This window comes from Asanoa ishikariensis (genome assembly GCF_900107455.1).
Taxonomy (GTDB): Bacteria; Actinomycetota; Actinomycetes; order Mycobacteriales; family Micromonosporaceae; genus Asanoa; species Asanoa ishikariensis.
In genome coordinates, this window is sequence record NZ_FNQB01000003.1 from 298,977 (window position 1) to 324,403 (window position 25,427).

Sequence of the window (25,427 nt, forward strand, 5' to 3'; positions counted from 1 at the left end):
CCCGCAAACAGACGGAAGTCAAGAGGTTCTATATGTACGGGCGTCAGTCAGGTGGACTGGCGGCGGACGAGTTGGGTCGGAATGACGATCTCCCGCGGCGGCCCGGCCACGCCGTTGATCCGGTCGAGCAGCAGCCGCGCGCAGGCCACGCCTATCTCCCGTGCCGGGTTGGCGATCGTGGTCAGTTGCGGTGTGACCAGGCTGGCCGCGTCGATGTCGTCGAAGCCCATCACCGCGAGGTCCTCGGGCACCCGCAGCCCGCGTTCCCGGGCCGCGTCGAGCGCGCCGATCGCCATCATGTCGTTGGCGCACAGCACCGCGTCGGGCCGCTTGCGTTGCCTGATCAGCCTTTCCACGCCGTGCGCGCCGCCGGCGCGGCTGAAGTCGGTGTGCACCAACAGGTTCTGCTGTGGACCGACACCGGCTTCGGCGAGTGCGGCGCGGTAGCCGGCGACCCGCTCGGCGGCCGGCCCCTCGGCGGCGGGGCCGCAGATGAAGGCGATCCGCCGATATCCATTGTGGATCAGGTAGCGGACCGCGTCGCGGGCGCCGCCCTCGTCGTCGCTGTGCACCAGGTCGACGCCGGGCTGCGTCTGGCGCCCGCCGAGCCGGACCACCGGGATCTGCGCGTCGATCACCGGCTGGAGGTCGTCGGTGTGGGTGTTGAAGACGGCGAACGCGACGCCGTCGACCTGCCGCGAGATCATCTTGTCGAGGGCGGCCCGTTCCAGATCGCGGACGCCGTTGGTGTTGGTGATGATCTCGTCGTAGCCGGCCGGGCCGAGCACGTCCTGCACACCTCGGGCGAGCACCGGGTAGAACGGGTTGGTGATGTCGGGGATCACCAGGCCGATCGTCAGGCTGCGGCCGGCGCGCAGGCCGCGGGCCACCACGTTGGGCCGGTAGCCGAGCTCCTCGATCGCGTCCATGATCCGCTGTCGGGTCTGGGCCGACACCGGCCGGCGCCCGTTGAGGGCGTGCGAGACCGTGGTCGCGCTGACCCCGGCGAGCTGCGCGACCTGGCCGATCCGCGGCCGGTCGCCGCGAAACGCCACCCCGGACCTCCTCGGCTCGGCGAGTCCTGCTGGCCGGATCGTACCGCGCTCGCAGTGACGTCCGTCGAACTGAGCCGGACACGCCGGGAGTGTTGATGCCTCAACGTAGTCGGACCGTGACCTAAAGTTATCGGCGTTTGCCACAACAGGGGAGTCACGGGGAATGGGATCGTCGCATGTCGCGCTGCCCTTTGAGGGGCGGCTGCACCTGCTGCGGGAGTGGGGGCACGAGCTGCCCGCAAGCTGGCGATGGGCCGCGGATCGGGACATTCCCGGGGCCGACGACGCCGACCCGCGGGCGATCCGCGCCCTGTTGCGCGCCACCTACCCGCGATTGGTCCCGACGCGGGTCCTGGCGCCGCCGTCGCACGACACCACGTTGTGGCTTCCGCCGTCCGTGGCCCTGCGGCTCGCGACGGGAGTGCGGTTGCCGCACCTCCTGACCGCGCCAGAAAGGCGCCGGCCCAGCTTCCGCCTTCGCGGAGGCCGGTCCGACCCAGAGGTGGCCGAGGCCGCGTTGGCGGCGGCGGACGAGGTCGACGAATGCGCCGTGGTGATCCGGGAGTCGGTCCTGATCGGATACCTGACACTGCTGCCGGGCTGGCACGCCGAGCCGGAGGTGCTCCGCGACTACCTGGCCACACGTCTGGCCGCGCCGCGCGTGCCGCGCAGGTTGCTGGTGCTGGAGCGGTTCCCGCGTACCCCGGACGGCGCGATCGACCGAGCGGCGCTGCCGGATTAGGCCCGGTGCCGGGTCAGGCCCGGTCGCGCTGGGCGCGCAGGGCGGCCGTCGCACGCTCGACGGACAGCGGCGGCGAGAGCAGATGGCCCTGGCCGTAGCCGCAGCCGAGGTCGAGCAGCGCGTCGAGCTGCGCCGGCGTCTCGATGCCCTCGGCGAACGCCTTCATCGACAGTGAGTCGGCCACCGCCATGATGGCGCGGACGATGCCGCGACCGTTGTTCTCGGACTCTCCCATCGCCGCCACGAACGCCCGGTCGATCTTCAGCCCCTCGACCGGGAACCGCTGCAGATAGGCCAGGCTGGAGTACGACATCCCGAAGTCGTCGAGCGCGAAGTGCACGCCCGCGTCGCGCAGCGCCGACACCTGGCTGGAGATGTCCTCCGCGGTGTCCATGTGCTCGGTGACCTCGAGCCAGATGTCGGCCGGGTCCACCCCGGCCGCACGGATCACGTCGAGCAACTCGCCGTGCCCACGCTCGAGCTGCACGGCCGAGATGTTGACGCTCATCGTCAGGCGCTCGGACGGGAACTCGCGCTGCCACGCCGCGAGCTGCCGGCACGCCTGGTCGAGCACCCAGGCGCCGATCGGCACTATCGCGCCGGTCTCCTCGGCGAGCGGGATGAACACGTCCGGCGGCACGTTGCCGCGCTCCGGATGGCGCCAGCGCGCCAGCGCCTCGAACGAGCGGATCGTGTCGCTCTTCAGCTCGACCATCGGCTGGTACGCCACCGAGAGCTCGCCGTGGTCGAGTGCCTCGGACAGGTCGGAGCGCAGGTCGAGCCGGTCTATCGAGCGGTGCGAGGCCTCGTCGTCGAAGACCTCCAGCCGGCCGGTGCCGCGGGCCTTGGCCGCGTACATCGCGGCGTCGGCGTCGCGCAGCATCGCGCTGGCGGAGGCGGTGCCGCGCCGGCCGAGCACCGCGCCGATGCTCGCGGTGACCTCGACCCGCTCGCCGCGCAGCGGGAACTCGTCGGCCAGCGCCACCTGGATGCGGCGGCCCATGTCGTTGACGTCGGTCAGGTCGGTGGCGCCGTTGACCAGCAGGACGAACTCGTCGCCGCCGAACCGGGCCAGCATGTCGCCCGGGCGCACCACCTTGCGCAGCCGCTGGGCCACCTGCTGGATCAGCTCGTCACCGGCCTCGTGGCCGAGCCGGTCGTTGACCGCCTTGAACTTGTCGAGGTCGAAGAAGAGCAGCCCGGCCGCGCCGGTCGGCGAGTTGGCCAGCGCCTCGTCGATCCGCTGGGCGGCGGTCATCCGGTTGGCCAGCCCGGTCAGCGGGTCGCGCGAGGCCCGCCGGTGCAGCTCCTGCTCGCGGGCCTTGAGCCGGCGGTAGTGCTCGCCGTTGCTCATCGCCACGCTCAGATAGCTGGCCAGCACCTGGGCGACCTCGACGGACGACTTGCCGAACGACCGGGCGCGCCGGCCCCTGGCGGCCAGGACCGCGATCACCGTGCCGTCGCGCATCACCGGGACGAGCAGCATCGGGTCGTCGTTCGTGGTGCCCGGCCCGACGTACGCCTCGCCGGCCGCCAGCCGAGGCCAGCCGGGCAGCTCGGCAGCGGGTCTCGGCCACCGTGTTCCCGTGTCGACGTTGGTGTCGGCCGCCGCTGCCACCTCGGCGAGGTCGTCGCGCACCGTGAGCACCCAGGCGGAGTCGGTGCCGGTCAGCTCGCGCAGCAGCACCACGGCCTCGTCGAGCAGCGACCCGACGTCGAGGTGGCGGGCCAGGCCCGGGCCGGCCTGGGCGAGCCGTTCGATCGCCGCGCCGCGCTCGCGCGACTCGACGGCCGAGTACATCCGGTAGGCCATCGAGAGCAGCACCTGCAGGTCGGCCGGCGTGAACAGGTCGCCGCCGCTGCGGTAGAGCACGAGCATGTCGCCGGCGAACTCGGTGCCCACGCCGGACAGCGGAATCCAGGCCGCCGACGTGCTCTCGACGTCACGCAGCGGCGGCGGACGGTCGTCGACCGGCACGCTGTGGCGGGCCGCGGCGCTGCCGGAGGTGATCACCCGGCGGGCGGTCGGGCCGACCGGCCAGCCGGTCGTGAACGCCGGGTCGTCCTCGGGTAGCCCGCAGGACGCGGTGACGAACAACCGGTCGTCGATGGCCTCGGCTATGCAGACCACGTCGGCGGCGAACACCTCGGACAGCACGGTCAGGGTGCGGTCGATCAGCCGGGCCGGGGACGACGGCGTGCCGATGACGGTCAGCAGCCGGATCAGCCGGGCGGTGTCCCGGTACGCCGCCGCGGCAGCGCCCTCCGCACGGGAGAGGGCGGCGCGGAGGGTCTCCGCCTCGGACTCGAAGCGGGGTGTCTGTGCGTCCCCGTAGGCCACCACGGCCGGTCAGAGCGCCATCGCCGCGATGGTGGCGTTGTGGTAACCCGCGACGCCGGTGGTCCGCGCGAACTCGCCGTACGTGTAGTAGCCGAACGTCGGCGCGTTGCCCGCCGCCCGCTGAAGCCGCCGGGCCTCCTCATGCCCGCGCTCGCCCAGGATGTCGAGCCGGGCGACGCAGTCGAACACCAGCACCACCGCTGGTTCCTCGTCGTCGACGACGCCGGCCACCACCTGCTCGCCGACCTCGAGGAGGTCCTCGGTGTCGCAGGAGACCACCTGGACGGCTGAGAAGGGCGGCAGCGGCGAGAAGGTGCGCAGGTCGCCGTCGCTGTCGATGAACGCGCCGCGGATCAGCAGCGATCCGTCCGGCTGGATGAGCCCGAAGGCGTGCTCCGAGTGGTATCCGCCAGCCCGCGGATAGAGCTTGTGGCCGGTCTGGACGGGCCGGAAGTTCTCCCTGTAGACCTCCAGCGCGGGCCGGCCCCCGAGCTCGCGGACTATCTGGCCGTCGACCCCGCTGAGCATCAGCGGCAGGCTCGTCGGCTGCCAGCCGTGCCCACCGATCACCCGTAGCGGCCGGTCCGAGCCGATCCAGATGGCCACCGCGGCGTCCCGGAGCACCTTGTCGCCGGCGAACACGAACGTCTCGGCGAGGTTGCGGTCGTCGGCCGCCGCTCCGCCGATCACCGGAATCTGGAACCCCGTGACCTTGTGGATGCCGTTGAGTAGCTCCTGCTGGTCACCGGCCAGACCGTCGGAGAAGATCAGAACCGCCTCGTGCGGGGAGCGCACCGGTCCCACCGCGTCCAGCGCGGCCCGCGCCAGCGAGCGCCCGGCCCGGGTGGCGTCGGCCTCCACACCGGTGGCGTGCCCGAGGCCGAAGCGGTAGCCGCCGCCGGCCAGGGCCAGCACGGCGATGCCGTCACCGGGCTCGGTGAGCTGGCCGTTGTGTAGTTGACCGGAGCTCGTGGCACCGGCGATCACGGCCGAGCCGGCGGCCGCGTTGACGGTCTTCAGCATGGTCTCGAGGTCGTACCGGACAGAGGCGTACACCAGGACCAGATCGGGCTGGTGGCCCTCAAGTGGGCGCAATGCCTCGTTGACCGCCGTCTCGGCGGCCAGTCGCGTGTCGGCGCCGCTTCCGGTGCCGACGCCGCGGACAACGCGGTTGCTGGTCAGAACCCTCACCCCCACACGAATGCGTGGTCAGACAACCACCGATTGTAGTGGTGAGGTCAGTTCGCCTTCAGGGATGAGTGGCGATGGTCATAACGCGTTCTGGGGCGGGTGGCACCCGGTGGTCCCCGAGGGGCGGGAACCACCGGGTGCCGTGACTCACCCTACGACCGACTTGAGCGAGATCCCGGCCGCGCGCAGGTCACTGACCAGATCGCGCAGGTACGGGTGCTCGTCGGCCTGCAGGCCCTCGGGGTTGGGGATGACCAGCCAGGCCGAGCCGTCGGCCTGGCTGACCCGGGCGGTGTCGGTGTAGCCGTCGACCACCGACTCGGCGCGGGCCAGATCGGCCGAAGCGACCTTGATGGTGATCGGGCGCCACTCGCCGCCCAGGTTCTCCGGTGTCGGTGCGGCCGCCGCGGCCGCTCGGGCCGGGTCGACCGTCGCCGACGCCGACCTGCGCGCCACCGACTGGCCCGCCGGGTAGAGCACCGAGTTGGCGAGCATCTGGATGCCGCTCTCGTTGTACGCCCGGAACAGCGGGTTGAAGGCGAACAGCACCGCCCGACCGGCACCGGTCGGCTCGTCGACCACGGCCGCCGTGCCGGCGAGCAGGTGCTCGTCGACCGTGAAGCCGTTGTGCCAGAAGGTGTCGTCCGTGGGGTAGGTGACCACGTTGGTGCCGGTGGTGCTCGGGTTGAGGATCGGGTCCTCGTTGTTGAACTCGAAGTCCTCGGCGGGGCGACCGGCGCCAACCGGGCTGCTGCCGTCGACGTCGACCCGGAAGTGCGAGCCGATCACCGTGTAGTCCGGCGTCTGGGGCTTCTCGGTGGTCGAGGTGAGCCCAGCCGCCCGAGCGACCCGGGTGCCTTCGTTGCGCAGGCCGATGTAGGTGTTGCCGGCGGCCACCCAGTTACGCAGGTTCTGCTGGCCGGCGGCGGTCAGACCACCGGTCGCGCTGCTGCCGTCCGGCACCAGCACCACCGTGCGGCCGGTGAAGGCCGCGGTGTTGTCGTTGATGTCGGCCGTGGTGACCGGCTTCAGGTCGAGGCCCCAGCGGGCGCCGAGCACGTAGCGCGCCTCGCCGTAGGAGCCGGAGGTGGTGGAGATGCCGGTGCCCCGGAACAGGCCGACGTCCGGCAGATTGACCGCCGCGCCGACCGGCGCCTTGCGGCTGGCGCTGAGCGTCACGCCCAGGCCGAGGGCCCGGTCGTTGAGCGCACCGGTCAGGCCGGCCTCCGGGAAGGTGGCCACGTTGGCGGAGTCGCGGCTGACCGCGACGCCGGCACCGAGCAGCGCGAAGGTGAGCTCCGCGGCGCCGGCCGAGTCGAGCCGGAACTGGTAGGAGCCGCCCTCGGGTGCGGTGGCCGCCTTGCCGCCGGCCGGCCGCGCCACGCGCTGCACCTTGGGCTTGAGCTCGTCACCGGTGTAGATGGTGTCGATGCCCATCAGCAGCGGGTTGCTCCAGGAGGACACGTCGTAGAAGTACGGGAACGGCACGTACGGGTCCTCGCCCAACGTCGCCTGGATCCAGTGCTTCTGCGGCTGCGCCATCGGGATCCAGTAAGCGCCCTTCGGCACGGTCAGGTTGTCGGCGTCGCGGCCACCGAACACGTGCGCCTTCGGCACCGTGATCGGCTCCTTGACCTCGTACACCTCGACGTCCATCCCACGCAGCCGCTCGACCAGCCGGCGCACGTCGGCCTGCTGGCGGTCGGGGAGCAGGAAGTACGACTTGATGTTGACGTCCGGCACCGGGAACTGCACCGTGTTGTCGGGCTGCACGACCTCGTTGGGGGAGAGCGTGCCGGCCTTGCCCTCGGCGAGGGCGTCGGTCCAGACCTTGAACCAGCCGTTGAGCACCTCGCGCTTGTTGGCCGAGGTCCAGCCGATCGTCGACCACTGGGTGTTGAACTGCTGCTGCACCCGGTCCTGGACCGCCGACGCGCTGCCCTTCTCGTAGGTCATGCCGGCGGCACCGAAGCCGGCTGCCGGCACCGTGTCGCCGTAACCCATGTAGAAGAGGTCGTAGGTGTCGTAGTTGAAGTAGCACTCGGTGGTGACCGCGCCGGCGCAGGCGCCGTTGTAGCCGAAGCCGGCCTTGTTGGCCTCACCGATGCGGTTGATCCAGTCCACCGGCTCGCTGGCGATCTCGTGGTGGATCGGGTCGGCGTTCGGCGGGAAGAAGTACCGCCGGCTGCCCATCTCGTGCGCGTCGATGAAGACCTGCGGCGGGTACTTGCGCAGCAGGTCGATCTTGCCGTCGGTCTCCGGCTGGGTGCGGGCGAACCAGTCGCGGTTCAGGTCGAAGCCGTACTCGTTCTGCCGGCGGCTGGCGGCGCGGCCGTCCGGGTTCTGGGTCGGGATGATGACCGTGACCAGGTTGTCGTTGCGGTCACGCACGTCGCAGGACAGGCCGGCGGCGAGCTCGTAGAGCGACTTCAGCGAAGCGTCGGCGCCGCTGGTCTCACCACCGTGGACGTTGCCGGCGATGTAGACGATGGCCGGACCGTCGTGCGCGATCCGGGCGGCCTTCGAGGGGGCCATCGTGCGCGGGTCACGCAGGTCGCGGATGTTCTCCGCGATCTCGGCGAGACCCGCCTTGGTGACGTGCGAGCTGTCGGAGACGATCGCGTACGGCAGCGGTTGGCCGGTGACGCTGGTGGCCATCGTGCCGGTGACCACGCGGTCGGAGGCGTTGTCGACGGCCGCCACGTACCGGCGGATCTCGTCGTTGGTGACGACCCGCTGCTGACCGACACCGAGCGGGAAGCCGAGGAAGGCCTCCGGGCTCGGAACGTCGGCCAGGTGGGCCTGGGGGTTCGGGTCACAGGCTGGACGAGGGGGGTTGGCGCTTGCGGGGACGCCGTTGAGCATCGGCAGCGTGCCGGCGAGCAACAGCGCTGTCGCTGCACCCGCAAGCCGTTTTGCGCGGTTCGGTAGTCGCATTAAACCCGCTTCCCTTCCCGGAAAGGTGGAGTGAAAGGCAAAACGAGCCTAGGACCTGGCATTTCCCATGGTCAAGATCCGAATGGCGGATCCCATTTACTGTGGCGAATACCAGGAAATCCGGCCGAACCGGACGAAGTCTATCGTGGACCGTCCGGCCGGCAGGACGCTCGAAAAAATCTTCCCGCCGGATGTCGAAACCAGGCCGGCCCGTTCGCAGCACTGGTGAGGACCGCCCGCGGCGTGCGGGTGGCGTCGACGCAAGGAGACCGACATGTCGTTCCAGGCCTACCTCGACGCGGCGGAGGACAAGACCGGCAAGACCCCGCGCGAGCTGGTCGACGAGGCCCGCGCCCGGGGCTTCGACGCGGCTTCCGTGAAGGCGACCACCATCGTCGAGTGGCTGCGCGACGACTACGGCCTGGGTCGCGGGCACGCGATGGCCCTGGTCCACGTCATCAAGAAGGGCCCGCGGATCTCCACCAAGCACGTCGGTCGCGCCGGCTCCCACGGCGACGCCTCCGACCTGCTCTGGCTGGACGGGAAGGCGAGCCGGCCGGCATAGTCGCGGCATGTCGCTTGAACCCATCGAGCGGGCCTCGGTCGACGAGCTGCGCGCCCTCCAGTTGGACAGGCTTCGCTGGTCCCTGCGGCACGCCTACGACAACGTCCCGCACTACCGGGCCGCGTTCGACGCGGCCGGCGTACACCCGGACGACCTGAAGTCCCTCGACGACCTGGCGGCGTTCCCGACGACCAGCAAGGACGACCTGCGGGCCAACTACCCCTTCGGGATGTTCGCCGTGCCACGCGAGCAGGTGGTCCGGGTGCACGCCTCGTCGGGCACCACCGGCCGGCCGACGGTGGTGGGCTACACCAGGGACGACATCGCGACCTGGGCCAGGCTGATGGCCCGCTCGATCCGGGCCTCCGGCGGAAACCCCGGCGACATCGTGCACGTGGCGTACGGGTACGGCCTGTTCACCGGCGGCCTCGGCGCCCACTACGGCGCCGAGGAGCTCGGCTGCACGGTGGTGCCGGTGTCCGGTGGGATGACCTCACGCCAGGTCATGCTCATCCAGGACTTCCAGCCGTCGATCATCATGGTGACGCCCAGCTACCTGCTCGCGATCGTCGACGAGATGGAGCGGCAGGGCGTCGACCCGCGGAGCACCTCGCTGCGGACCGGCATCCTCGGCGCGGAGCCGTGGACGGAGGACATGCGCCGCGAGATCGAGGAGCGGCTCGGCATCGACGCGGTCGACATCTACGGCCTGTCCGAGGTGATGGGTCCGGGCGTGGCCAACGAGTGCGTGGAGACCAAGGACGGCCCACACATCTGGGAGGACCACTTCTATCCGGAGATCATCGACCCGGTCACCGGTGCGGTGCTGCCCGACGGCGAGTTCGGCGAGCTGGTCTTCACGTCGCTGACGAAGCAGGCGATGCCGGTCGTCCGCTACCGCACCCGCGACCTGACCCGGCTGCTGCCCGGCACCGCCCGCCCGATGCGCCGGATGGCGAAGATCACCGGGCGCACCGACGACATGATGATCGTGCGCGGAGTCAACGTGTTCCCGACCCAGATCGAGGAGCTGATCCTCGGCACCGCCGAGTTGTCGCCGCATTTCCAGTGCGTGCTCAGCCGGTCGGGGCGGCTCGACTCGCTGACCGTCCGGGTCGAGCGCCGACCCGGTGTGGACGCCTCCACCGCCGCCGCCGCTCTGGCCGCCGCGGTGAAGGACCGCATCGGCGTCACCATCGCCGTCGAGGTGCTGGAGCCGGACGGCGTCGAGCGCTCGATGGGCAAGATGAGGCGGATCGTCGACGAGCGCCAGGTCGTTTAGGTCGGGAGCAGGCGGGGTCTGCGGCGGGCGGAGACGTCCTCGACCCAGCCGAAGTGGATGACCGCCATGGCGAGCAGCCAGAGCGCGATCGCGGTGTAGCCGACCTCGGCGACCGTGTCGCCGAACACCCAGACGTGCAGCAGGTCGCCGATCGGGAAGGCGGCCGTGATCGCCGCGTTGTGCCACAGGTAGATGGTCACCGCCCGCGAGTTGAGCAGGGTGACCGCGGCGTCGGCGCGCCGGCGCTTGGTCAGCCAGTCCATTCGGGGCGCCAGCCGCAGCAGCACGAGCACGAAGCCGATCGAGTAGACGGCGTACGCCAGCGGGCTGTCCGCGAGGTCGATGCCGTCCGCCCCGTGGTGGGTGACCACCCAGCCGACCGCGCCGGAGGTGGCCACGACCGAGATGGCGAGAACCACCGGGAACCGAAGGCGGCGCAGGTCTCCGTCGCGGTGCGCGAAGCCGAGGACCCAGCATGCCGCGAACGTCAGCACGTCCTCGATGACGGAGGCGGACCGGTCGCCGAAGGGCCAGGGCACGAAGTCGAACAGCGGCAGGAGCGCCAGCGGCGCCAGCACCGTCAGCAGCCTGGCCCTGCGGTAGAGCGCGAGCAGCAACGGCGAGAGCAGCACCAGCCAGAGGTACGTGACCAGATACCAGAGCACGCCGCTGACCGGCTCGGCCCACGCGGCGGCCTGCGGCTCGGCGATCGGCAGCAGCCACAGCAGCAGCGCCGGCCAGCCTGGCCGGTCGTCCCAACCGAGCACCAGCATCGCGGGTACGAGCACCGCGGCGAGCAACCACAACGCCGGCAGAAGGCGTCGCAACCGGCCGCGGACGGCGCGCGTGGCCGACCGGTCGACGGATCGGGCCATCAGGGAGCCGCCGAGCGCGAACATCACGCCCATCGCCGGGAATCCCAGGCCCAGCCAGGCGACCGGGAACATGTGGTAGAGCACCACCCGCACGATCGCGGCGGCCCGCAGCAGGTCGAACCAGCGGTCGCGGCCGTTGCCGGCAGCCGTGGCGTTGGTCGCCGTGGTCTCGGCCGGGGTGGGCGCGGTGGCTTCGGCCATGGTGATTCCGGGCGCCGTGGCCCTGGCCCAGACGGTGGGCTGTGGGTGGGGTGCGGGCCGTGCCGGCGCCGGTGCTCGTGCCGGTGCCTGTGGTGCGGGTGGCGTGGCGGTCGCGGTGTGGTAGCGCGGCGGCCCGACCCAGTCGTCTTCCCTCGCGGTCACCGGCCGACACTAACCACGGCCGGTGCCGCGCGGCGGGTGTGCGTACCCCGCCCGGGGGATGGCCTTCCGGTCGGTCATCGCACCCGATAGAGCCGTAACTGTTCCTAGAGTGCCGAGATCGTCTCCGGCGCGCGCTCCCGGCGGCTCAGCGCCCGCACGATCGCGACCTGGCCGTGCCGGGCGACCGCCAGGTCGGTCAGCAGCCCGAGGACCGGCCGGAGCACCGCCGGCGGGAACTCCGGCGTCGGCACGCCGACGCTGACCGCCAGGTCGTCACTGTGGACGGTGAGCTCCATCATGCGGGTGAGCAGCAGGTCGTCGAGGGTCAGCGCCCAGCCCGTCCAGGGCAGCAGCACGCTGGTGTCCGCCGGCACCGCGGGCAGCGTGCCGCGGAGGGCGACGAGGTCCGTGCGCAACGTCTCGACCATGTCCGGGTGACCGGCGGCGGCGAACGCGTCGCTCTGTGCCCTGATCCCGACGTTGGCCGGCGTGTCGATGTCCTTGCCGAGCCAGGGCGACTCGCCGTAGTGCGCCATCAGGTCGCGCGGCGGCTGGTCGGCGTGCGGTGCGCTGAGGATCTCGACCATCATGTGCACCTGGCGCCCGAGGTGCCCGGCCAGGCCGCCGACGGAGAGCTCGGCCAGCGCGCTCGGCTCGGGCCAGCGATCGGCGACAGCCGGGTCGGCGAGCAGGTCGACGGCGATCGCCGCCGCGTCGAGATAGGCCTCGCTGTGCATGCGGCGGAGCCTATCGGTCAGTTGATCGCGACGCTGACCTCGGTGGCCTTGACCAGGGCGAGCACCTCGTCGCCCTCGCTGAGGTCGAGGTCGTTGACGGCGTCGTTGGTGACCACCGCGGTGAGCGCGCCGCCGCCGTCGACCGCCACCTTCAACGTGGTCATCGCGGCGCCGCCGGTCAGCGAGGTGATCCGGCCGGGAAGCTGGTTGCGGATGCTCACGTCGCCGACCGCTCCGGTGGCCAGCGCGACGTCGGTCGCCTTGACCAGCATCGTCACGGGCAGCCCGGCGATGAGCTCGAGCTCGTCGGCGCTCTCCCGGGTGATCGCGGCGGTCACCTCCTGACCGCTGGCGAGCTGGGCCTTCACAGCGGCCATCGCGTCGCCACGGGACACCGACAGGATCGTGGCGTCGAGTTGGTTGCGGATGCTGAGTCGCATGGGCCTGTCCATTCGCGATCATTTGGTACGCGTTTGTCCTCAACCATCCTGCCCCCGCCTCCGGACCCTCCACCGCGCGACACGCGGCGGGATGGACCTCGGCCGGCCCGTGGATGGCGTCGGCGCCGGTCGGACCAGTAGATTGCAGTCCGAGTGCAAATTCTTCTGGCACGTTCCTGACTGAGGGGGGACGCGATGGCGTCGGTGATGACCGAGGCCGACCTGCGGGCGCGGATCTCGGCTTTCCTGGCCGAGCACGATCCGGCCGCGGCGGCCGGCGGCGGCGACGCGGATCGGCTGGCGTTCCTGCGTGCGCGGTTCGACGCGGGGCTCGCCTGGGTCCACTTTCCCACCGGCCTCGGCGGGCTCGGCGCCGGCCGGTCGCTGCAACCGGTCGCCGACGACGCGTTCGCCGCGGCCGGCGCGCCCGACAACCGGCCCGGCCGCATCGGCATCGGCCTCGGCATGGCGGCGCCGACGATCCTCGTCCACGGCTCCTCGGAACAGCGCGAGCGCTTCCTGCGTCCGTTGTGGACCGGCGAGGAGGTGTGGTGCCAGTTGTTCAGCGAGCCCGGGGCCGGCTCCGACCTCGCCGGGCTGGGCACCCGCGCCCGCCGCGACGGTGACGACTGGGTGCTCGACGGCCAGAAGGTCTGGACGTCGATGGCGCACGTCGCCCGCTGGGCCATCCTGCTCGCCCGCACCGACCCGGACGTGCCCAAGCACGCCGGACTGAGCTACTTCGTGCTCGACATGACCGCGCCCGGCGTCGAGGTCCGGCCGCTGCGCCAGCTCACCGGCGAGGCCGAGTTCAACGAGGTCTACCTGACCGGCGCCCGGATCCCCGACACCCAACGGCTCGGCGACGTCGGAGACGGCTGGAAGGTCGCGCAGACCACGCTGATGAACGAGCGGGTCTCGATCGGCGGCGGCGCACTGCCGCGCGAGGGCGGCATGATCGGCGTGCTGGCTGCGGCGTGGCGGTCCGACCCGGGCGCGCGTACTCCCGGGATGCACGACACGGTCATGCGGCTCTGGGTGCGCGCCGAGGCGGCGCGACTGACCGCGATGCGGGTCCGCCAGCAGCTCGCCGCGGGCGCACCGGGGCCGGACGGCTCCGCCGTGAAGCTCTCGTTCGCCACGCTCAACCAGCAGATCTCGGCCGCCGAGCTCGACCTGCTCGGCGACGAGGGGCTGCGCCGCGACTCGTGGGCGATGGGCCGACCCGAGGAGGTCGACTTCACCGGTCGGGACGCCGGCTACCGCTACCTGCGGGCCAAGGGCAACTCGATCGAGGGCGGCACCTCCGAGGTGCTCCGCAACATCATCGCCGAGCGGGTGCTCGGCCTGCCCGCCGAGCCACGGGTCGACACCCGTGTCGCGTGGAAGGATCTGCCGCGATGAGCGACCTGGTTCTGGTGGAGTCGCCCGACGAGCAGGACCTGCGGTCAGGTGTACGCGCCATGCTCGCGGCCGAGTGCACGGGGCAGTCGGTGCTGTCGTTCGTGTCGGGCTTTAGCGACCCGTTCGACGAGAAGCTGTGGCGCACCGTGGCCAGGGGCATGGGGCTGGCCGGGTTGCTCGTGCCCGAGGCGCAGGGCGGCGCGGGCGCGCAGTACCGCGCGGCGGCGGTCGTGGCCGAGGAGCTGGGCCGGGCGGTCGCTCCCGTGCCGTTCCTGTCCAGCGCGGTCGTCGCGACGACCGCCCTGGGCTCGTCGGCCTCACACGAGCTGCTCGGGCGACTGGCCTCCGGCGAGCGGACCGCCGCGCTGGCGGTGCCCTACGGGCTGTGGTCCGCGCCGGCGCTGCTGTCCGCCCAGGACGGTGCGGTGACCGGGGCCGTCCGCGGCGTCGCCGACGCCCTGGGCGCCGACGTGCTGCTGGTGCCGGCCGACGACGGCCTCTACGCCGTCGAGGGCTCGGCCGTCCGGCGCACCCGGATCGCGTCGCTGGACGAGACGCGGCCGCTGTGCGACGTCGAGTTCAGCGCTGCGCCGGCCCGGCTGGTCGCACCGCTGGCGACCGTGCCGTGCGCGCTGCGCACCGCGGCCACCATGGTCGCGGCCGAGCAGGTCGGCCTGGCGTCGTGGTGCCTGGACACGACGGTGGCGTACCTCAAGGAGCGCTACCAGTTCGGCCGCCCGGTCGGGTCCTTCCAGGCGCTCAAGCACCGGCTCGCGGACCTGTGGGTGGAGCTGACCCAGGCCCGCGCGGTCGTCGCGTACGCGGTGGCCGACCTGGCCGCCGGCGGCGACGACGGCCTGGTGGCGGCGTCCCTGGCGAAGATCGTCGGCTCGGAGGTCGCGGTGCGGGCGGCCGAAGAGTGCGTCCAGATGCACGGCGGCATCGGCTTCACCTGGGAGCACCCCGCACACCTCTACCTCAAGCGGGCCAAGGCCACCTCGGTCGCGTACGGTTCCCCCGACCGGCACCGCGCCCGCCTGGCCACCCTCGTCGACCTACCGCTGGAGGCGTCGTGACCGCATCCCTGTCCGGCCGGGTGGCCCTGGTCACCGGCGCCAGCCGGGGCATCGGCCTGGCGATCGCGACCCGGCTGGCCGCTGCGGGCGCCCGCGTCTGCGTCACGGCCCGCAAGCCCGAGCCGTTGGCCGAGGCGGTGTCGCTGCTCGGCGGACCGTCGGTCGCTCTGGGTGTGGCCGGCCGGGCCGACGACCCCGCACACCAGGCCGCGGCCGTCGCGGCGACGGTCGAGGCGTTCGGGCCGATCGACATCCTGGTCAACAACACCGGGATCAACCCGGTCTTTGGGCCGCTTCTGGAGCTGGACCTCGGCGCGGCCCGGAAGATCTTCGAGGTCAACCTGCTGGCCGCACTGGGCTGGGTCCAGGCGGTGTACGCCGGCGACCCCCGCCCCGGCGTCGTCGTCAACGTGTCGTCGGTGGGCGGCCGCGTGCCGCCGCCGGGCATCTCCTTCTACGGGGTGACCAAGGCGGCGCTGGAACACCTGACCCGCTGCCTGGCGGTGGAACTCGCGCCGCACGTGCGGGTCAACGCGGTCGCGCCCGCGGTGGTGAAGACCAAGTTCGCGACCCTGCTGTACGAGGGCCGCGAGGACGAGGTCGCGTCCGCGTACCCGCTCAACCGGCTGGGCATCCCGGACGACGTGGCCGCGGCGGTCGCGTTCCTGGCCTCCGACGAGGCCGCCTGGATCACCGGGCAGACTCTGGTCATCGACGGTGGGGTCACGCTGACGGGACGGGGAGCATGACTTCTTCCGAGGAACGGGTCGACGGGCGCACGGCGCGGGCCGAACGCACCCGGGCCGCGATCGTCGAAGCCCACCTCGCGCTGATCGGAGAGGGCGACCTGCGTCCGACGGGCGAGCGGATCGCGGAGCGGGCCGGGGTGTCGCTGCGGGCACTGTGGACCAACTTCAAGGACATGGAGACGCTGTTCGAGGCGAGCGGCGCACGGGTGCTCGCGGAGTACGACGCCGCGTTCGCCCCGGTGCCGCCGTCGCTGCCGCTCTCTGAACGGGTCGCCCGTTACTGCCATCAGCGGGCCAGGCTGCTCCAGCTCATCTCGGCGCCGGCACGGGCGGCGGCGATGCGCGAGCCGTTCTCGCCGCAGCTACGCCGCAACCGCCAGAAGCACATCGAACGCCTCCGCGAGGAGGTCGAGGTGCTCTTCGCCACGGAGCTCGCCGCCCCGCCCGGCGGCGCGACCCTGCGCGACGCGGTGATCGCCGCGTCGATGTGGCCCGCCTGGTCGATGCTCCGCGAGGGCCTGGCCCTGTCGGCGCCCGAGGCCGAGGCCGTGATGACCCGGACGATCACCGCCCTGTTGTCAACCGCCGACGACTAGCCGGGCGGCCTCGCGGGCGCAGCCCCAGGAAAGGCTGACCCCGGTGCCGCCGTGCCCGTAGTTGTGCACGACGTGCACCTGGTTCCTTTGTTCCGTCTCCACCCGCACGGCCGGGCGCTCGGGCCGCAGCCCGGTCACGACGCCCTGAACTTTGGCGTCCGCGAGTCTCGGCTCCAGCGCGCGGCAGCGCTCCAGGATCCGGTCGGTGATGTCGTCGTCGGGCGTGCGGTCCCAGCGGTCCTGGATCCGGACGCCCCCGCAGACCACCCGCGTCGGGTGGGCCATGAAGCTGGTCCACTCGCCGTCGCGGCCGAGCTCCATGAACGCGTGGGTCAGGCCGGGGTTGTCGAGGATGACGTGCTGGCCGAACACGGGTCGGACGGTGTCGTCGCGGGCCAGCTCCCGGGCGCCGACGCCGGTGCAGTTGACGACCCGCTCGCCGGCGTGCTCAAGGTCTTCGACGCGCTGTTGCTCAACGCGCGTGCCGGCCGCCGCGAGTCGTCTCGTCAGGTAGTCGAGGTACGTCGGCATGTCCACGACAGGCATCCAGCCCCACGAGCCGGAGTCATAGCCTGCCGGCAGCTCGTCCGGCGTGGCCCTGCGCAGGCCGGGGATCAGCGCGACCTGGGGAGGTAGCTCGTCGGGCAGGTCGCCGCCGCCCACGGTGAGCACGTCGGAGATCCGTACACCTGTGCCCGGCTCGGCCGCGAGATCCTGAAAGTCCAGGAGGGACCGGGCGGTCCATTCGAGCGTCTTGTCGTAGGGCTGCTGGAACGAGGGCCCCCAGAGCGCACCGGCGGCGACGGAGGTGGTCTCCTGTGGCGGCTCGGCGGCCAGCACGCGGGTGGGCACGCCGCTTTCGGCGAGCACGATCGCGGTGGTCAGCCCGCTGACCCCGGCACCGACGACGGTGACCATTCCGGCTCTCCTCCCGCGGTTGACCTCCGAGAAGGCAGCGCAAGCGTACGTGGGCCGGGACGCCGTCGTGGTTCATTCCGTGCCGGTCACCTACGCGATCGCAGGCGGGTGGCTCCTCGCGGCCGTATCGCGTGGCTGGACAGCGGGGCCTTGGACGGCTGGCCGTCGTGACGGAGCGGCCGTCACCCGGTCGCGGCACCCACGCGGTGGAAGACCCCGTCCGGGTGACGCCGGGTTACCCGGCGGTCCCAGGCTTTGCCGCTAGAGTGCGCCAGTGCGCATGACCAGCCGACTGCTGCAGACCCTGCCTCCACCGCTGCGCAAGCACGTCTTCCGGCGCAGGGAAGCGGTCAAGTTCCTCGCCGTCGGCGGCTTCTGCTGGGTGCTGACCGCGGTGATCAACTATGCACTCAAGGTGACCTGGTTCGAAGCCAAGCCGGTCACAGCGCTGACGGTGGCCACGATCATAGCCGCGTTCGTCTCGTACGCCCTCAACCGCGAATGGACCTTCCGCACCCGCGGAGGCCGACGAGCCCACCACGAACTGGCGCTGTACATCGTCATCAACGCCGTCGGCATCGCACTCAACTCGGCGCCGCTCTACCTGGCCCGCTACGCGTTCGCGCTGCAGACCCCCCACATCTCCCGCGCCGCACAAGAGGTCTCGGACTTCCTGTGGGGCATGATCCTGGGCACCCTGCTGGCGATGGTCTTCCGCCTGTGGGCCTACCGGAAGTGGGTCTTCCCGGACGCCAGCGCACGCGCATCCCGCCCCTCCCGCCGCGCCCGCGTGGCCGCACAGACGCGAGTAGCCGTAAGCTCCGCGACGGACGACCGGGACCGCAAGGTCGCGTAGGACCTCACCATCGGCGTGGCGACACGCCGGGATTCCCCCGTGTGCCGAGCCGGTGGCAGCACGAAGAGGCCGCTGGTCGGCGGGTCACCCAGGTCGGCTTGGCCGGCCCGCCGCCGCGTGTCATGTCGTGCCGCTGGTGAGCACCGCCCTGGCCGACATCCGCGGCGGTCCAGGTCCCCGGCCTGCTCGGCCGCCGTCTTCGTCTGTGCGGTGGTTTGGTTTGGCGGCCTGCTCGGTCGCCTTGTTCATCTCTGCGGCGGTCCGGTTCGGCGGCCCGCTTGACCGCCTTCTTCGTCTCCGCGTTGGCCCCGCCCTGCGGTCTCCGCGGCCGTCTCCTCGCCTAAGTCGCTGTTTGGCCGTGGTCGCTCACGTCGCTGTTTTGGCCGTGGTCGGCTGCGTCGCTGTTTTGGCCGTGGTCGGCTTGCGTTGCTGTTTTGGCCGTGGTGGCCTGCGTTGCTGTTCTGGCCGTGGTGGCCTGCGTCGCTGTTCTGGCCGTGGTGGCCTGCGTCGCTGTCTTGGCCGTGGTGGCCTGCGTCGCTGTTCTGGCCGTGGTGGCCTGCGTCGCTGTTCTGGCCGTGGTGGCCTGCGTCGCTGTTCTGGCCGTGGTCGCCTGCGCCGCCGCCTTGGCCGCGGTCGCCTACGGCCACAACCACGATGAAGCTCGCGGCGCCGTCGCCGGCCCAGACCGCGCTAGGGCGAAGGTCCGTCGGGCCCCGCGCGGACAGGTCAGTCGAAGAGGACGACCGAGCGGGCGCCCTCGCCGCGCGCCATGCGGGCGAAGGCGTCGGGCGCGGCCTCCAGCGAGATCCGGTCCGTGATCAGAGGCTCGAGGTCGAGGGAGCCGGCCCCGACCGCGGCGGCCAGCACCGGTAGGTCGCGGTCCGGGTCGGACGAGCCGTAGACCGACGACCGCAGCGTGCGGGCCGAATGGAAGATGTCCAGGGCGCTCAGGCTGACCAGGTCGTCGTGGGCGCCCATGCCGACCACCGTGACCTGGCCGCCGCGCCGGGTCGCACGCCAGGCCGCGCCGATCGTCGCCGAGCGGCCGACACACTCGATGGCGTGGTCGGCGCCGCGGCCGCCGGTTAGGGCGCGGACCGCCTTGGGCATGGTGTCGTCGGAGACGACGAAGTGGGTGGCGCCCGCCGCCAGCGCCAGGTCGCGTTTCGCCTCGCCGAGGTCGACGCCGATCACCGGGTCGGCGCCCGCGGCCCGGGCGGCGATCAGGGCGGCCAGGCCGACGCCGCCGAGGCCGATCACGACCACCGACTGGCCCGGGCGGACCTCGGCGGTGCGGTTGACCGCGCCGGTCGCGGTCAGCACCGCGCAGCCGAGCAGGGCGGCGACATCCGCGGGTAGGCCGGCCGGGACCCCGACGACCGCGTGGCCGGGCACGACGACCTCCTCGGCCAGCGCGCCGAGGCCCAGGGTCACGTGGGTCGCCTCGCCGGAGGCCAGGTGACCGCGCGGCGCCGACGGTCTGCCGTTGCCGGCGCACAGCCACGGCTCGCCGTGGGTGCAGTGCCAGCACTCCCGGCACGGCGGTGCCCAGTTGAGCACCACCTCGTCGCCGACGCTGACCCGGGTGCCGGCGCCGACCTCGGTCACCACACCGGCGGCCTCGTGGCCCAGGACCAAGGGGAAGGAGGGCGCGAGCGTGCCGTTGACCATCGACAGGTCGGAGTGGCAGACCCCGGCCGCGCGTATCCGGACCCGCACGTCGCCTGGACCGACCGGCGGCAGCACCACGTCGGCGACGTGTGGAACCTCGCCCTTGCCCGTGACGACCAGCGCCTTCATGAAGAGGTCCTCATCGTTGGATCGACTTGGTTTCCAGGAACTCGGAAAGGCCGTGCTGGCCGAGCTCGCGTCCGACGCCCGACTGCTTGTAGCCGCCGAAGGGCGCCAGCGGGTTGAACGCCCCGCCGTTGATGTCGACGGCGCCCGTGCGCAGGCGGCGTGCGACCGCCATCGCCCGGTCTTCGTCGGCGGACCAGACGGCGCCGGCCAGGCCGTAGCGGGAGTTGTTGGCGATCTCGACCGCCTGGTCGTCGTCGGAGAACGGGATGATCGACAGGACGGGGCCGAAGATCTCTTCCTGGGCGATCGTGTCGTCGGGGTCGACGTCGGCGAAGACGGTCGGCGCCACGAACCAGCCGCGGGCCGGTACGGGTGCGTCGGGGCCACCGGACACCAGCCGGGCTCCGTCGGCCAGGCCCTTGTCGACGTAGTTGCGTACCCGGTCGCGTTGACGCTCGGAGACCAGCGGCCCGAGCCGGGTCGCCGGGTCGAACGGGTCGCCGGTCACGTAGCCGGCCGAGGCGGTCGCGGCCAGCTCGACCGCGTCCTCGTAGACGGAGCGGTGCACCAGCATCCGGGTCCACGCGGTGCAGGTCTGGCCGGCGTTCAGGAACGCGTTGCCGACGCCCACCTTGACCGCCTTGGCCAGGTCGGCGTCGGACAGGATCACGTTGGCCGACTTGCCGCCCAGCTCGAGGGTGACCCGGGCGATGCGGTCGGCGGCCAGTCGGCTGATCGCGGCCCCGGTCGCACCGGAGCCGGTGAACGAGACGATGTCGACATCGGAGTGGGCAGCCAGGGCCGAGCCCGCGACCGGGCCGGAGCCGGTGACCAGGTTGACCACCCCGTGTGGCAGGCCGGCCTCGTGGATCGCGTCGAAGAGCAGGTAGGCGGTGAGCGGGGTGAGCTCGGCCGGCTTGAGCACGACCGTGCATCCGGCCGCGAGCGCGGCGCCGACCTTGGCGACCACCTGGTGCAGCGGGTAGTTCCACGGCGTGATGGCGCCGACGACACCTACCGGCTCGCGTACGACCAGGGAGTTTCCGATCGTCTCGGGCTCGAACCCGGCGCGCGCCCGGGCCGCGTAGTCACGCAGCACCAGCAGCGGTAGGCCGGTCTGCACCCGCTGGGCCACCTTGATCGGGGTGCCGACCTCGATGGACACGGTCGCCGCGATCTGCTCGGCCCGCGAGCTCAGCGCGGCCAGCAGCCGGTCGAGGTGGTCGGCGCGGGCGCTGGGGGACAGGCCGGCCCACGGGGCGAACGCCGCCCGGGCCGCTGCCACCGCGCGATCGACGTCGCCACTGCCGGCGGCCGGCACGTGTGCGACGACCTCCTCGGTCGTCGGGTCCTGCACCGGCATCGGCAGGGCGTCCAGCGGAGTCATCCACTCGCCGTCGATGTAGAGCCGGTCGCGGTCGGCCACTTTGGCGGCGGCGCGGGCCTCGGTCTGGTCCATGCGGTTACCTCCCGGTGGAGCGGGTCGTGCCGTGGAATCGGTGGGTGGTGTCAACGACCACCTCTTCATACGTGATCTCGAGGCCCTTGATGACCGCTTCCAGCCCAAGCTCGAACGCGCCCTCGTCGACCTCGCGCTGGTGTGCCGCCAGCCGGTGGGCCTGCCCCAGGTGGGGATAGTCGGAAGAGACGTAGATCGCCGGGTCGGACGCGAAGCCGCGGGCGAACGACCCGAGTGCCGAGCCGGCCACCAGGTAGCGCATCAGCGCGCCGATGTGGGTCGCCCGCGCCGGCGGCCAGCCAGCCCGGACCAGGCCGCCGTAGACGGCGTCGGCCATCGCTAGGGCCCGCGGCCGCCGGCCGGGGCCCCTGGCTAGGTGGGGAACGATGTGCGGATGCGCGGCCAGTGCCGCCCGATAGGACCGGCCCCAGATCAGCAGCGCCTCGGGCCACTCGTGGGTCGCGAAGCAGTCGATGTCGACGTCGGCCGTGATCTCGTCGGCGACGGCGTCGAGGATCGCGTCCTTGTTGGGGAAGTGGTTGTAGAGCGAGGGGCCGCGGACCCCTAGCTGCGCGGCCAGCCGCCGGGTCGACACCGCCTCGAGCCCTTCGGCGTCGATCAGCTCGGCGGCCGTGTCGACGATGCGCTGCCGGGTGAGCAGCGCCTGACGCGGTCGGGGCATCTCGGCACTCCTCTCCCGGGTTGTGCACAACTCGCGTGGCGGGGTGGACAGAAGAAAACTACCACCGTTAGTTTATTCGCGTGGACCTCATGTTGTCACCCGAGCACGAAGCGAGTCGTTCCCTCGCCGCGGAGTTCGTCGCCCGCGAGGTCACGCCGCACGCCGCCGAGTGGGACAGGCGCGAGGCGGTCGACCAGTCGATCATCAAGCGGCTCGGTGACCTGGGCTTCCTCGGCCTGACCATCCCCGAGGAGCTGGGCGGCTCGGGCGGCGACCACCTCACGTACTGCCTGGTGCTCGAAGAGCTGGGCCGGGGCGATTCGTCGGTGCGTGGCATCGTCTCGGTCTCCCTCGGCCTGGTGGCGAAAACCATCGCAGCACACGGGTCCGACACGCAGCGGGCGTCCTGGCTGCCCCGGCTCTGCGACGGCACGGCGCTGGGCTGCTTCGCGCTGACCGAGCCCGGCACCGGCTCCGACGCCGCCAACCTGGCCACCCGAGCCGTCCGCGACGGCGACGACTGGCTGCTCACCGGCACCAAGCTGTTCATCACCAACGGCACCTGGGCCGACCTCGCGCTGGTCTTCGCCCGCACCGGCGGCCCCGGCCCGCGCGGCGTCACCGCGTTCCTCGTCGAGACCGACACGCCGGGCCTGACCCGCCGCGAGATCCACGGCAAGCTCGGCCTCCGCGGGCAGGCAACGGCAGAGCTGACCTTCGACGGCGTACGCGTCAGCGACACCGCCCGCCTCGGTCCCGAGGGGCACGGCTTCAAGATCGCGATGTCCACCCTCGACAAGGGCCGCATGTCGCTCGCCGCCGGCTGTGTCGGGCTCGCACAGGCGTGTCTCGACGCGGCGGTCCGCTACGCCGGCGAGCGCACCCAGTTCGGCAAGCCCATCGCGGGCCACCAGTTGGTCCAGCGCCACCTGGCCCAGATCGCCGTCGACACCGCCGCCGCCCGACTACTCGTCTGGCGCGTCGCCGACCTCGTCGACCGCGGCCAGCCGTTCGGCACCGAGGCGTCGATGGCCAAGCTGTTCGCGAGCGAGGCCGCGGTCCGGGCCGCCGACCGGGCGCTACAGGTGTTCGGCGGCTACGGCTACATCGACGAATACCCGGTCGGCAAATACCTGCGCGACGCCCGGGTCACCACGCTCTACGAGGGCACCAGCGAGATCCAGCAACTACTCATCGGGCGGGCGCTCACCGGCGTCACCGCCTTCTGAGAAAGGTCAGGCAGAGCATGCGACCGGTCTACTTCGCCGCGGCACGGCGTACACCCATCGGACGGCTGCGGGGCGCGTTGTCGGCGGTCCGCGCCGACGACCTCGCCGCGCGGGCGCTGTCGGGTGTCCTCGCCGACCTACCGGCGCTCGACCCGGCGAAGGTCGACGACGTCTACTGGGGCGCGGCCAACCAGGCCGGCGAGGACAACCGCAACGTCGCCCGGATGGCGGTGCTGCTGGCCGGCCTGCCCGAGACGGTGCCGGGCGCGACCGTCAACCGGCTCTGCGCGTCCGGCCTGGAGGCCGTCACCAGCGCCGCCCGGGCCATCGCCGCCGGCGACGCCGACGTCGTGGTGGCCGGTGGCTCCGAGTCGATGAGCCGGGCGCCGTTCGTGCTGCCCCGCCCAGAGGAGGGGCTGCCGCGTGGCATGGAGATCTTCGATACCCGGCTCGGCTGGCGGCTGGTCAACCCCCGGATGCGTGAGCTGCACGGCGTGCTGAGCATGGGCGAGACGGCCGAGGAGGTGGCTCGCCGCTACGGCATCGGGCGCGACCGGCAGGACGCGTTCGCGCTGCGCAGCCACCAGGCCGCGGCCGCGGCGACGGCGGCCGGAGACTTCGCCGCCGAGCTGCTGCCGATGAGCCTGCCCGACGGCGCCACGCTCGAGACCGACGAGGGCATCCGCGCCGACACGTCGCTGGAGAAGCTGGGCCGGCTCAAGCCGGTGTTCCACAAGGACGGCACGGTCACGGCGGGCAACTCGTCCCCGCTCAACGACGGCGCCGCCGCCCTGGTGCTGGTCAGCGAAGAGGCGCTCAGCGAGCTCGGCGTGGAACCCCTCGGGCGTTGGGTCGGTGGGGCCAGCGCCGGCGTACACCCGGACGTGATGGGCATCGGCCCGGTCCCGGCGACCCGGCGCGTGCTCGACCGGCGCGGCTGGACGCTCGACGACATCGAGACCGCCGAGCTCAACGAGGCCTTCGCCGCACAGGCGCTCGCGGTCGTCGACGAGCTTGGCATCGACGAGAAGCTGGTCAACCCGTCCGGCGGCGCCATCGCCATCGGGCACCCGCTGGGCTGCTCCGGCGCCCGCATCCTCACCACGTTGCTGCACCGCATGCGCCGCACCGGCGCCCGGCGCGGCCTGGCCACCATGTGCATCGGCGTCGGCCAGGGCACGGCCGTGCTCGTTGAGCGCTGAGACAACCACCTGAGCAGGGAGATTTGAGATGAGCGACAGGTTCGCCGATCGGGTCGCGATCGTGACCGGCGCGGCGCAGGGGATCGGTGCCGCGACGGCCCGCCGGCTCGCCGGTGAGGGTGCCCGGGTGGCGGTGGTCGACCTCGACGCCGACCGCAGCGCGGCCACGGCCGACGAGATCAAGGGCGCCGGCGGCGTGGCCACCGGCTACGGCTGCGACGTGACCGACCCGGAGGCGGTGACCGCCATGGTCGACGCGGTCGTCGCCGAGCACGGCCGGCTCGACATCCTGGTCAACAACGCCGGCATCACCCGCGACAACATGCTGTTCAAGATGCCGGCCGCCGAGTGGGACTCGGTGCTGACCACCAACCTGAGCAGCATGTTCTACTGCTGCCAGGCGGCGCAGAAGCACATGGTCGCGGCCCGCTACGGCAAGATCGTCAACCTGAGCAGCCGGTCGGCGCTGGGCAACCGGGGCCAGGTCAACTACGCGGCGGCCAAGGCGGGCGTCCAGGGCCTGACCGCGACGCTCGCCATCGAGCTAGGTCCGTTCAACATCAACGTCAACGCCGTCGCACCCGGCTACATCGCGACCGCGATGACCGCCGCGACCGCGACCCGCGTCGGCGCCGCGCCCGAAGACCACCAGAAGATGGCCGCCGAGCTCACCCCGCTGCGCCGCGTCGGCCAGCCGGAGGAGGTCGCGTCCGTGATCGCGTTCCTGGCCAGCGACGACGCGTCCTACGTAAGTGGCCAGACGCTCTACATCAACGGCGGCGCGCGCTAGCCGGCGTCTCGTGGACCATGGCGGCGCCAGACCCGAACGCGGCACCTGATCCTCGAGAAACGCACTAATCGCTTTTGCCGACGACGGTCGGGCGCCGCCACGTGTGACGCCCGATCACTAATCCGGACGCCAATGGCC

At 72.0% G+C, this 25,427-nt stretch carries 22 protein-coding genes; 11 read left to right on the plus strand and 11 right to left on the minus strand.

Annotation, left to right across the window (positions count from 1 at the left end; all coding sequences use genetic code 11):
• Positions 1-47: 47 nt before the first annotated feature.
• Positions 48-1,055, minus strand: coding sequence for a LacI family DNA-binding transcriptional regulator (locus BLV39_RS25485; RefSeq protein ID WP_176985076.1), 1,008 nt, complete (start codon positions 1,053-1,055; stop codon positions 48-50).
• A 163-nt stretch (positions 1,056-1,218) separates the two neighbouring features.
• Here BLV39_RS25485 and BLV39_RS25490 point away from each other — a divergent pair, with 163 nt between their 5' ends.
• Positions 1,219-1,797 (plus strand): AMP-binding enzyme, encoded by a 579-nt coding sequence (locus BLV39_RS25490; RefSeq protein ID WP_090800572.1) that lies wholly within the window; start codon positions 1,219-1,221, stop codon positions 1,795-1,797.
• 13 nt (positions 1,798-1,810) lie between these two features.
• On the opposite strand, the gene BLV39_RS25495 is transcribed toward BLV39_RS25490, so the two are convergent.
• The 3 genes from BLV39_RS25495 to BLV39_RS25505 form a co-directional block, all read right to left on the minus strand.
• A complete protein-coding gene (locus tag BLV39_RS25495) occupies positions 1,811-4,138 on the minus strand; it encodes a putative bifunctional diguanylate cyclase/phosphodiesterase (RefSeq protein WP_143049881.1) in 2,328 nt (775 codons plus the stop codon).
• 9 nt (positions 4,139-4,147) lie between these two features.
• Complete coding sequence (locus tag BLV39_RS25500; RefSeq protein WP_090798382.1) at positions 4,148-5,329, minus strand: FIST signal transduction protein; 1,182 nt, start codon at positions 5,327-5,329, stop codon at positions 4,148-4,150.
• A 147-nt stretch (positions 5,330-5,476) separates the two neighbouring features.
• Complete coding sequence (locus BLV39_RS25505; RefSeq protein ID WP_239083480.1) at positions 5,477-8,215, minus strand: M14 family zinc carboxypeptidase; 2,739 nt, start codon at positions 8,213-8,215, stop codon at positions 5,477-5,479.
• A 325-nt stretch (positions 8,216-8,540) separates the two neighbouring features.
• On the opposite strand from BLV39_RS25505, the gene BLV39_RS25510 reads away from it, so the two are divergent.
• Entirely contained in the window at positions 8,541-8,831 is a 291-nt protein-coding gene (locus BLV39_RS25510) for a DUF4287 domain-containing protein (protein ID WP_090798386.1), read from the plus strand.
• Positions 8,832-8,838: 7 nt separating this feature from the next.
• Positions 8,839-10,113: a phenylacetate--CoA ligase PaaK gene (gene paaK / locus BLV39_RS25515; RefSeq protein WP_090798388.1), complete on the plus strand. Its 1,275-nt coding sequence runs from the start codon at positions 8,839-8,841 to the stop codon at positions 10,111-10,113.
• Here paaK and BLV39_RS25520 read toward each other — a convergent pair.
• From BLV39_RS25520 to BLV39_RS25530, 3 genes are all read right to left on the minus strand, one after another.
• Complete coding sequence (locus tag BLV39_RS25520; RefSeq protein WP_218137093.1) at positions 10,110-11,351, minus strand: acyltransferase family protein; 1,242 nt, start codon at positions 11,349-11,351, stop codon at positions 10,110-10,112. The two genes, paaK and BLV39_RS25520, sit on opposite strands and share 4 nt — an antisense overlap.
• Before the next feature lie 104 nt (positions 11,352-11,455).
• Positions 11,456-12,088 (minus strand): maleylpyruvate isomerase N-terminal domain-containing protein, encoded by a 633-nt coding sequence (locus BLV39_RS25525; RefSeq protein WP_090798392.1) that lies wholly within the window; start codon positions 12,086-12,088, stop codon positions 11,456-11,458.
• Positions 12,089-12,105: 17 nt separating this feature from the next.
• Positions 12,106-12,528: a TOBE domain-containing protein gene (locus BLV39_RS25530; protein WP_090798394.1), complete on the minus strand. Its 423-nt coding sequence runs from the start codon at positions 12,526-12,528 to the stop codon at positions 12,106-12,108.
• A gap of 195 nt (positions 12,529-12,723) precedes the next feature.
• On the opposite strand from BLV39_RS25530, the gene BLV39_RS25535 reads away from it, so the two are divergent.
• From BLV39_RS25535 to BLV39_RS25550, 4 genes are read left to right on the plus strand one after another with little or no spacing between them, the layout of a single operon-like run.
• Positions 12,724-13,932 (plus strand): acyl-CoA dehydrogenase family protein, encoded by a 1,209-nt coding sequence (locus tag BLV39_RS25535; protein WP_239083479.1) that lies wholly within the window; start codon positions 12,724-12,726, stop codon positions 13,930-13,932.
• A complete protein-coding gene (locus BLV39_RS25540; RefSeq protein WP_090798396.1) occupies positions 13,929-15,008 on the plus strand; it encodes an acyl-CoA dehydrogenase family protein in 1,080 nt (359 codons plus the stop codon). Before BLV39_RS25535 ends, BLV39_RS25540 begins: the two co-directional genes overlap by 4 nt.
• A complete protein-coding gene (locus BLV39_RS25545; RefSeq protein WP_090798398.1) occupies positions 15,005-15,757 on the plus strand; it encodes an SDR family oxidoreductase in 753 nt (250 codons plus the stop codon). Before BLV39_RS25540 ends, BLV39_RS25545 begins: the two co-directional genes overlap by 4 nt.
• The gene (locus tag BLV39_RS25550; RefSeq protein WP_090798400.1) at positions 15,754-16,353 is read left to right on the plus strand and encodes a TetR/AcrR family transcriptional regulator; all 600 of its coding nucleotides are present in this window, start codon (positions 15,754-15,756) and stop codon (positions 16,351-16,353) included. The genes BLV39_RS25545 and BLV39_RS25550 overlap by 4 nt, the downstream gene beginning before the upstream one ends.
• On the opposite strand, the gene BLV39_RS25555 is transcribed toward BLV39_RS25550, so the two are convergent.
• Positions 16,336-17,271, minus strand: a complete 936-nt coding sequence (locus BLV39_RS25555; RefSeq protein ID WP_090798402.1) for an FAD-dependent oxidoreductase — start codon at positions 17,269-17,271, stop codon at positions 16,336-16,338. The genes BLV39_RS25550 and BLV39_RS25555 overlap by 18 nt on opposite strands.
• Positions 17,272-17,551: 280 nt before the next feature.
• On the opposite strand from BLV39_RS25555, the gene BLV39_RS25560 reads away from it, so the two are divergent.
• A complete protein-coding gene (locus BLV39_RS25560) occupies positions 17,552-18,127 on the plus strand; it encodes a GtrA family protein (RefSeq protein ID WP_090798404.1) in 576 nt (191 codons plus the stop codon).
• Positions 18,128-18,853: 726 nt separating this feature from the next.
• Here the strand turns inward: BLV39_RS25560 and BLV39_RS25565 are convergent.
• From BLV39_RS25565 to BLV39_RS25575, 3 genes are read right to left on the minus strand one after another with little or no spacing between them, the layout of a single operon-like run.
• On the minus strand, positions 18,854-19,927 hold the full coding sequence (locus BLV39_RS25565) for a zinc-binding dehydrogenase (RefSeq protein WP_090798406.1): 1,074 nt from the start codon (positions 19,925-19,927) through the stop codon (positions 18,854-18,856).
• A 10-nt stretch (positions 19,928-19,937) separates the two neighbouring features.
• On the minus strand, positions 19,938-21,386 hold the full coding sequence (locus tag BLV39_RS25570) for an aldehyde dehydrogenase family protein (protein ID WP_090798408.1): 1,449 nt from the start codon (positions 21,384-21,386) through the stop codon (positions 19,938-19,940).
• Between the two features lie 4 nt (positions 21,387-21,390).
• Positions 21,391-22,068, minus strand: coding sequence for a TetR/AcrR family transcriptional regulator (locus tag BLV39_RS25575; protein WP_090798410.1), 678 nt, complete (start codon positions 22,066-22,068; stop codon positions 21,391-21,393).
• 80 nt (positions 22,069-22,148) lie between these two features.
• Here BLV39_RS25575 and BLV39_RS25580 point away from each other — a divergent pair, with 80 nt between their 5' ends.
• From BLV39_RS25580 to fabG, 3 genes are read left to right on the plus strand one after another with little or no spacing between them, the layout of a single operon-like run.
• A complete protein-coding gene (locus tag BLV39_RS25580) occupies positions 22,149-23,297 on the plus strand; it encodes an acyl-CoA dehydrogenase family protein (protein WP_090798412.1) in 1,149 nt (382 codons plus the stop codon).
• Positions 23,298-23,314: 17 nt separating this feature from the next.
• Positions 23,315-24,499: a thiolase family protein gene (locus tag BLV39_RS25585; protein WP_090798414.1), complete on the plus strand. Its 1,185-nt coding sequence runs from the start codon at positions 23,315-23,317 to the stop codon at positions 24,497-24,499.
• Between the two features lie 28 nt (positions 24,500-24,527).
• Positions 24,528-25,289, plus strand: a complete 762-nt coding sequence (fabG, locus tag BLV39_RS25590) for a 3-oxoacyl-ACP reductase FabG (protein WP_090798416.1) — start codon at positions 24,528-24,530, stop codon at positions 25,287-25,289.
• Positions 25,290-25,427: the final 138 nt, after the last annotated feature.

Coding starts and splice junctions, on each gene's coding strand:
- paaK (WP_090798388.1), top strand. CDS start 8,839: ATGTCGCTTGAACCCATCGAGCGGGCCTCGGTCGACGAGCTGCGCGCC.
- BLV39_RS25565 (WP_090798406.1), bottom strand. CDS start 19,927: ATGAAGGCGCTGGTCGTCACGGGCAAGGGCGAGGTTCCACACGTCGCC.
- BLV39_RS25555 (WP_090798402.1), bottom strand. CDS start 17,271: ATGGTCACCGTCGTCGGTGCCGGGGTCAGCGGGCTGACCACCGCGATC.
- BLV39_RS25510 (WP_090798386.1), top strand. CDS start 8,541: ATGTCGTTCCAGGCCTACCTCGACGCGGCGGAGGACAAGACCGGCAAG.
- BLV39_RS25530 (WP_090798394.1), bottom strand. CDS start 12,528: ATGCGACTCAGCATCCGCAACCAACTCGACGCCACGATCCTGTCGGTG.
- BLV39_RS25525 (WP_090798392.1), bottom strand. CDS start 12,088: ATGCACAGCGAGGCCTATCTCGACGCGGCGGCGATCGCCGTCGACCTG.
- BLV39_RS25560 (WP_090798404.1), top strand. CDS start 17,552: ATGACCAGCCGACTGCTGCAGACCCTGCCTCCACCGCTGCGCAAGCAC.
- BLV39_RS25540 (WP_090798396.1), top strand. CDS start 13,929: ATGAGCGACCTGGTTCTGGTGGAGTCGCCCGACGAGCAGGACCTGCGG.
- BLV39_RS25490 (WP_090800572.1), top strand. CDS start 1,219: ATGGGATCGTCGCATGTCGCGCTGCCCTTTGAGGGGCGGCTGCACCTG.
- BLV39_RS25585 (WP_090798414.1), top strand. CDS start 23,315: ATGCGACCGGTCTACTTCGCCGCGGCACGGCGTACACCCATCGGACGG.
- fabG (WP_090798416.1), top strand. CDS start 24,528: ATGAGCGACAGGTTCGCCGATCGGGTCGCGATCGTGACCGGCGCGGCG.
- BLV39_RS25575 (WP_090798410.1), bottom strand. CDS start 22,068: ATGCCCCGACCGCGTCAGGCGCTGCTCACCCGGCAGCGCATCGTCGAC.
- BLV39_RS25535 (WP_239083479.1), top strand. CDS start 12,724: ATGGCGTCGGTGATGACCGAGGCCGACCTGCGGGCGCGGATCTCGGCT.
- BLV39_RS25550 (WP_090798400.1), top strand. CDS start 15,754: ATGACTTCTTCCGAGGAACGGGTCGACGGGCGCACGGCGCGGGCCGAA.
- BLV39_RS25570 (WP_090798408.1), bottom strand. CDS start 21,386: ATGGACCAGACCGAGGCCCGCGCCGCCGCCAAAGTGGCCGACCGCGAC.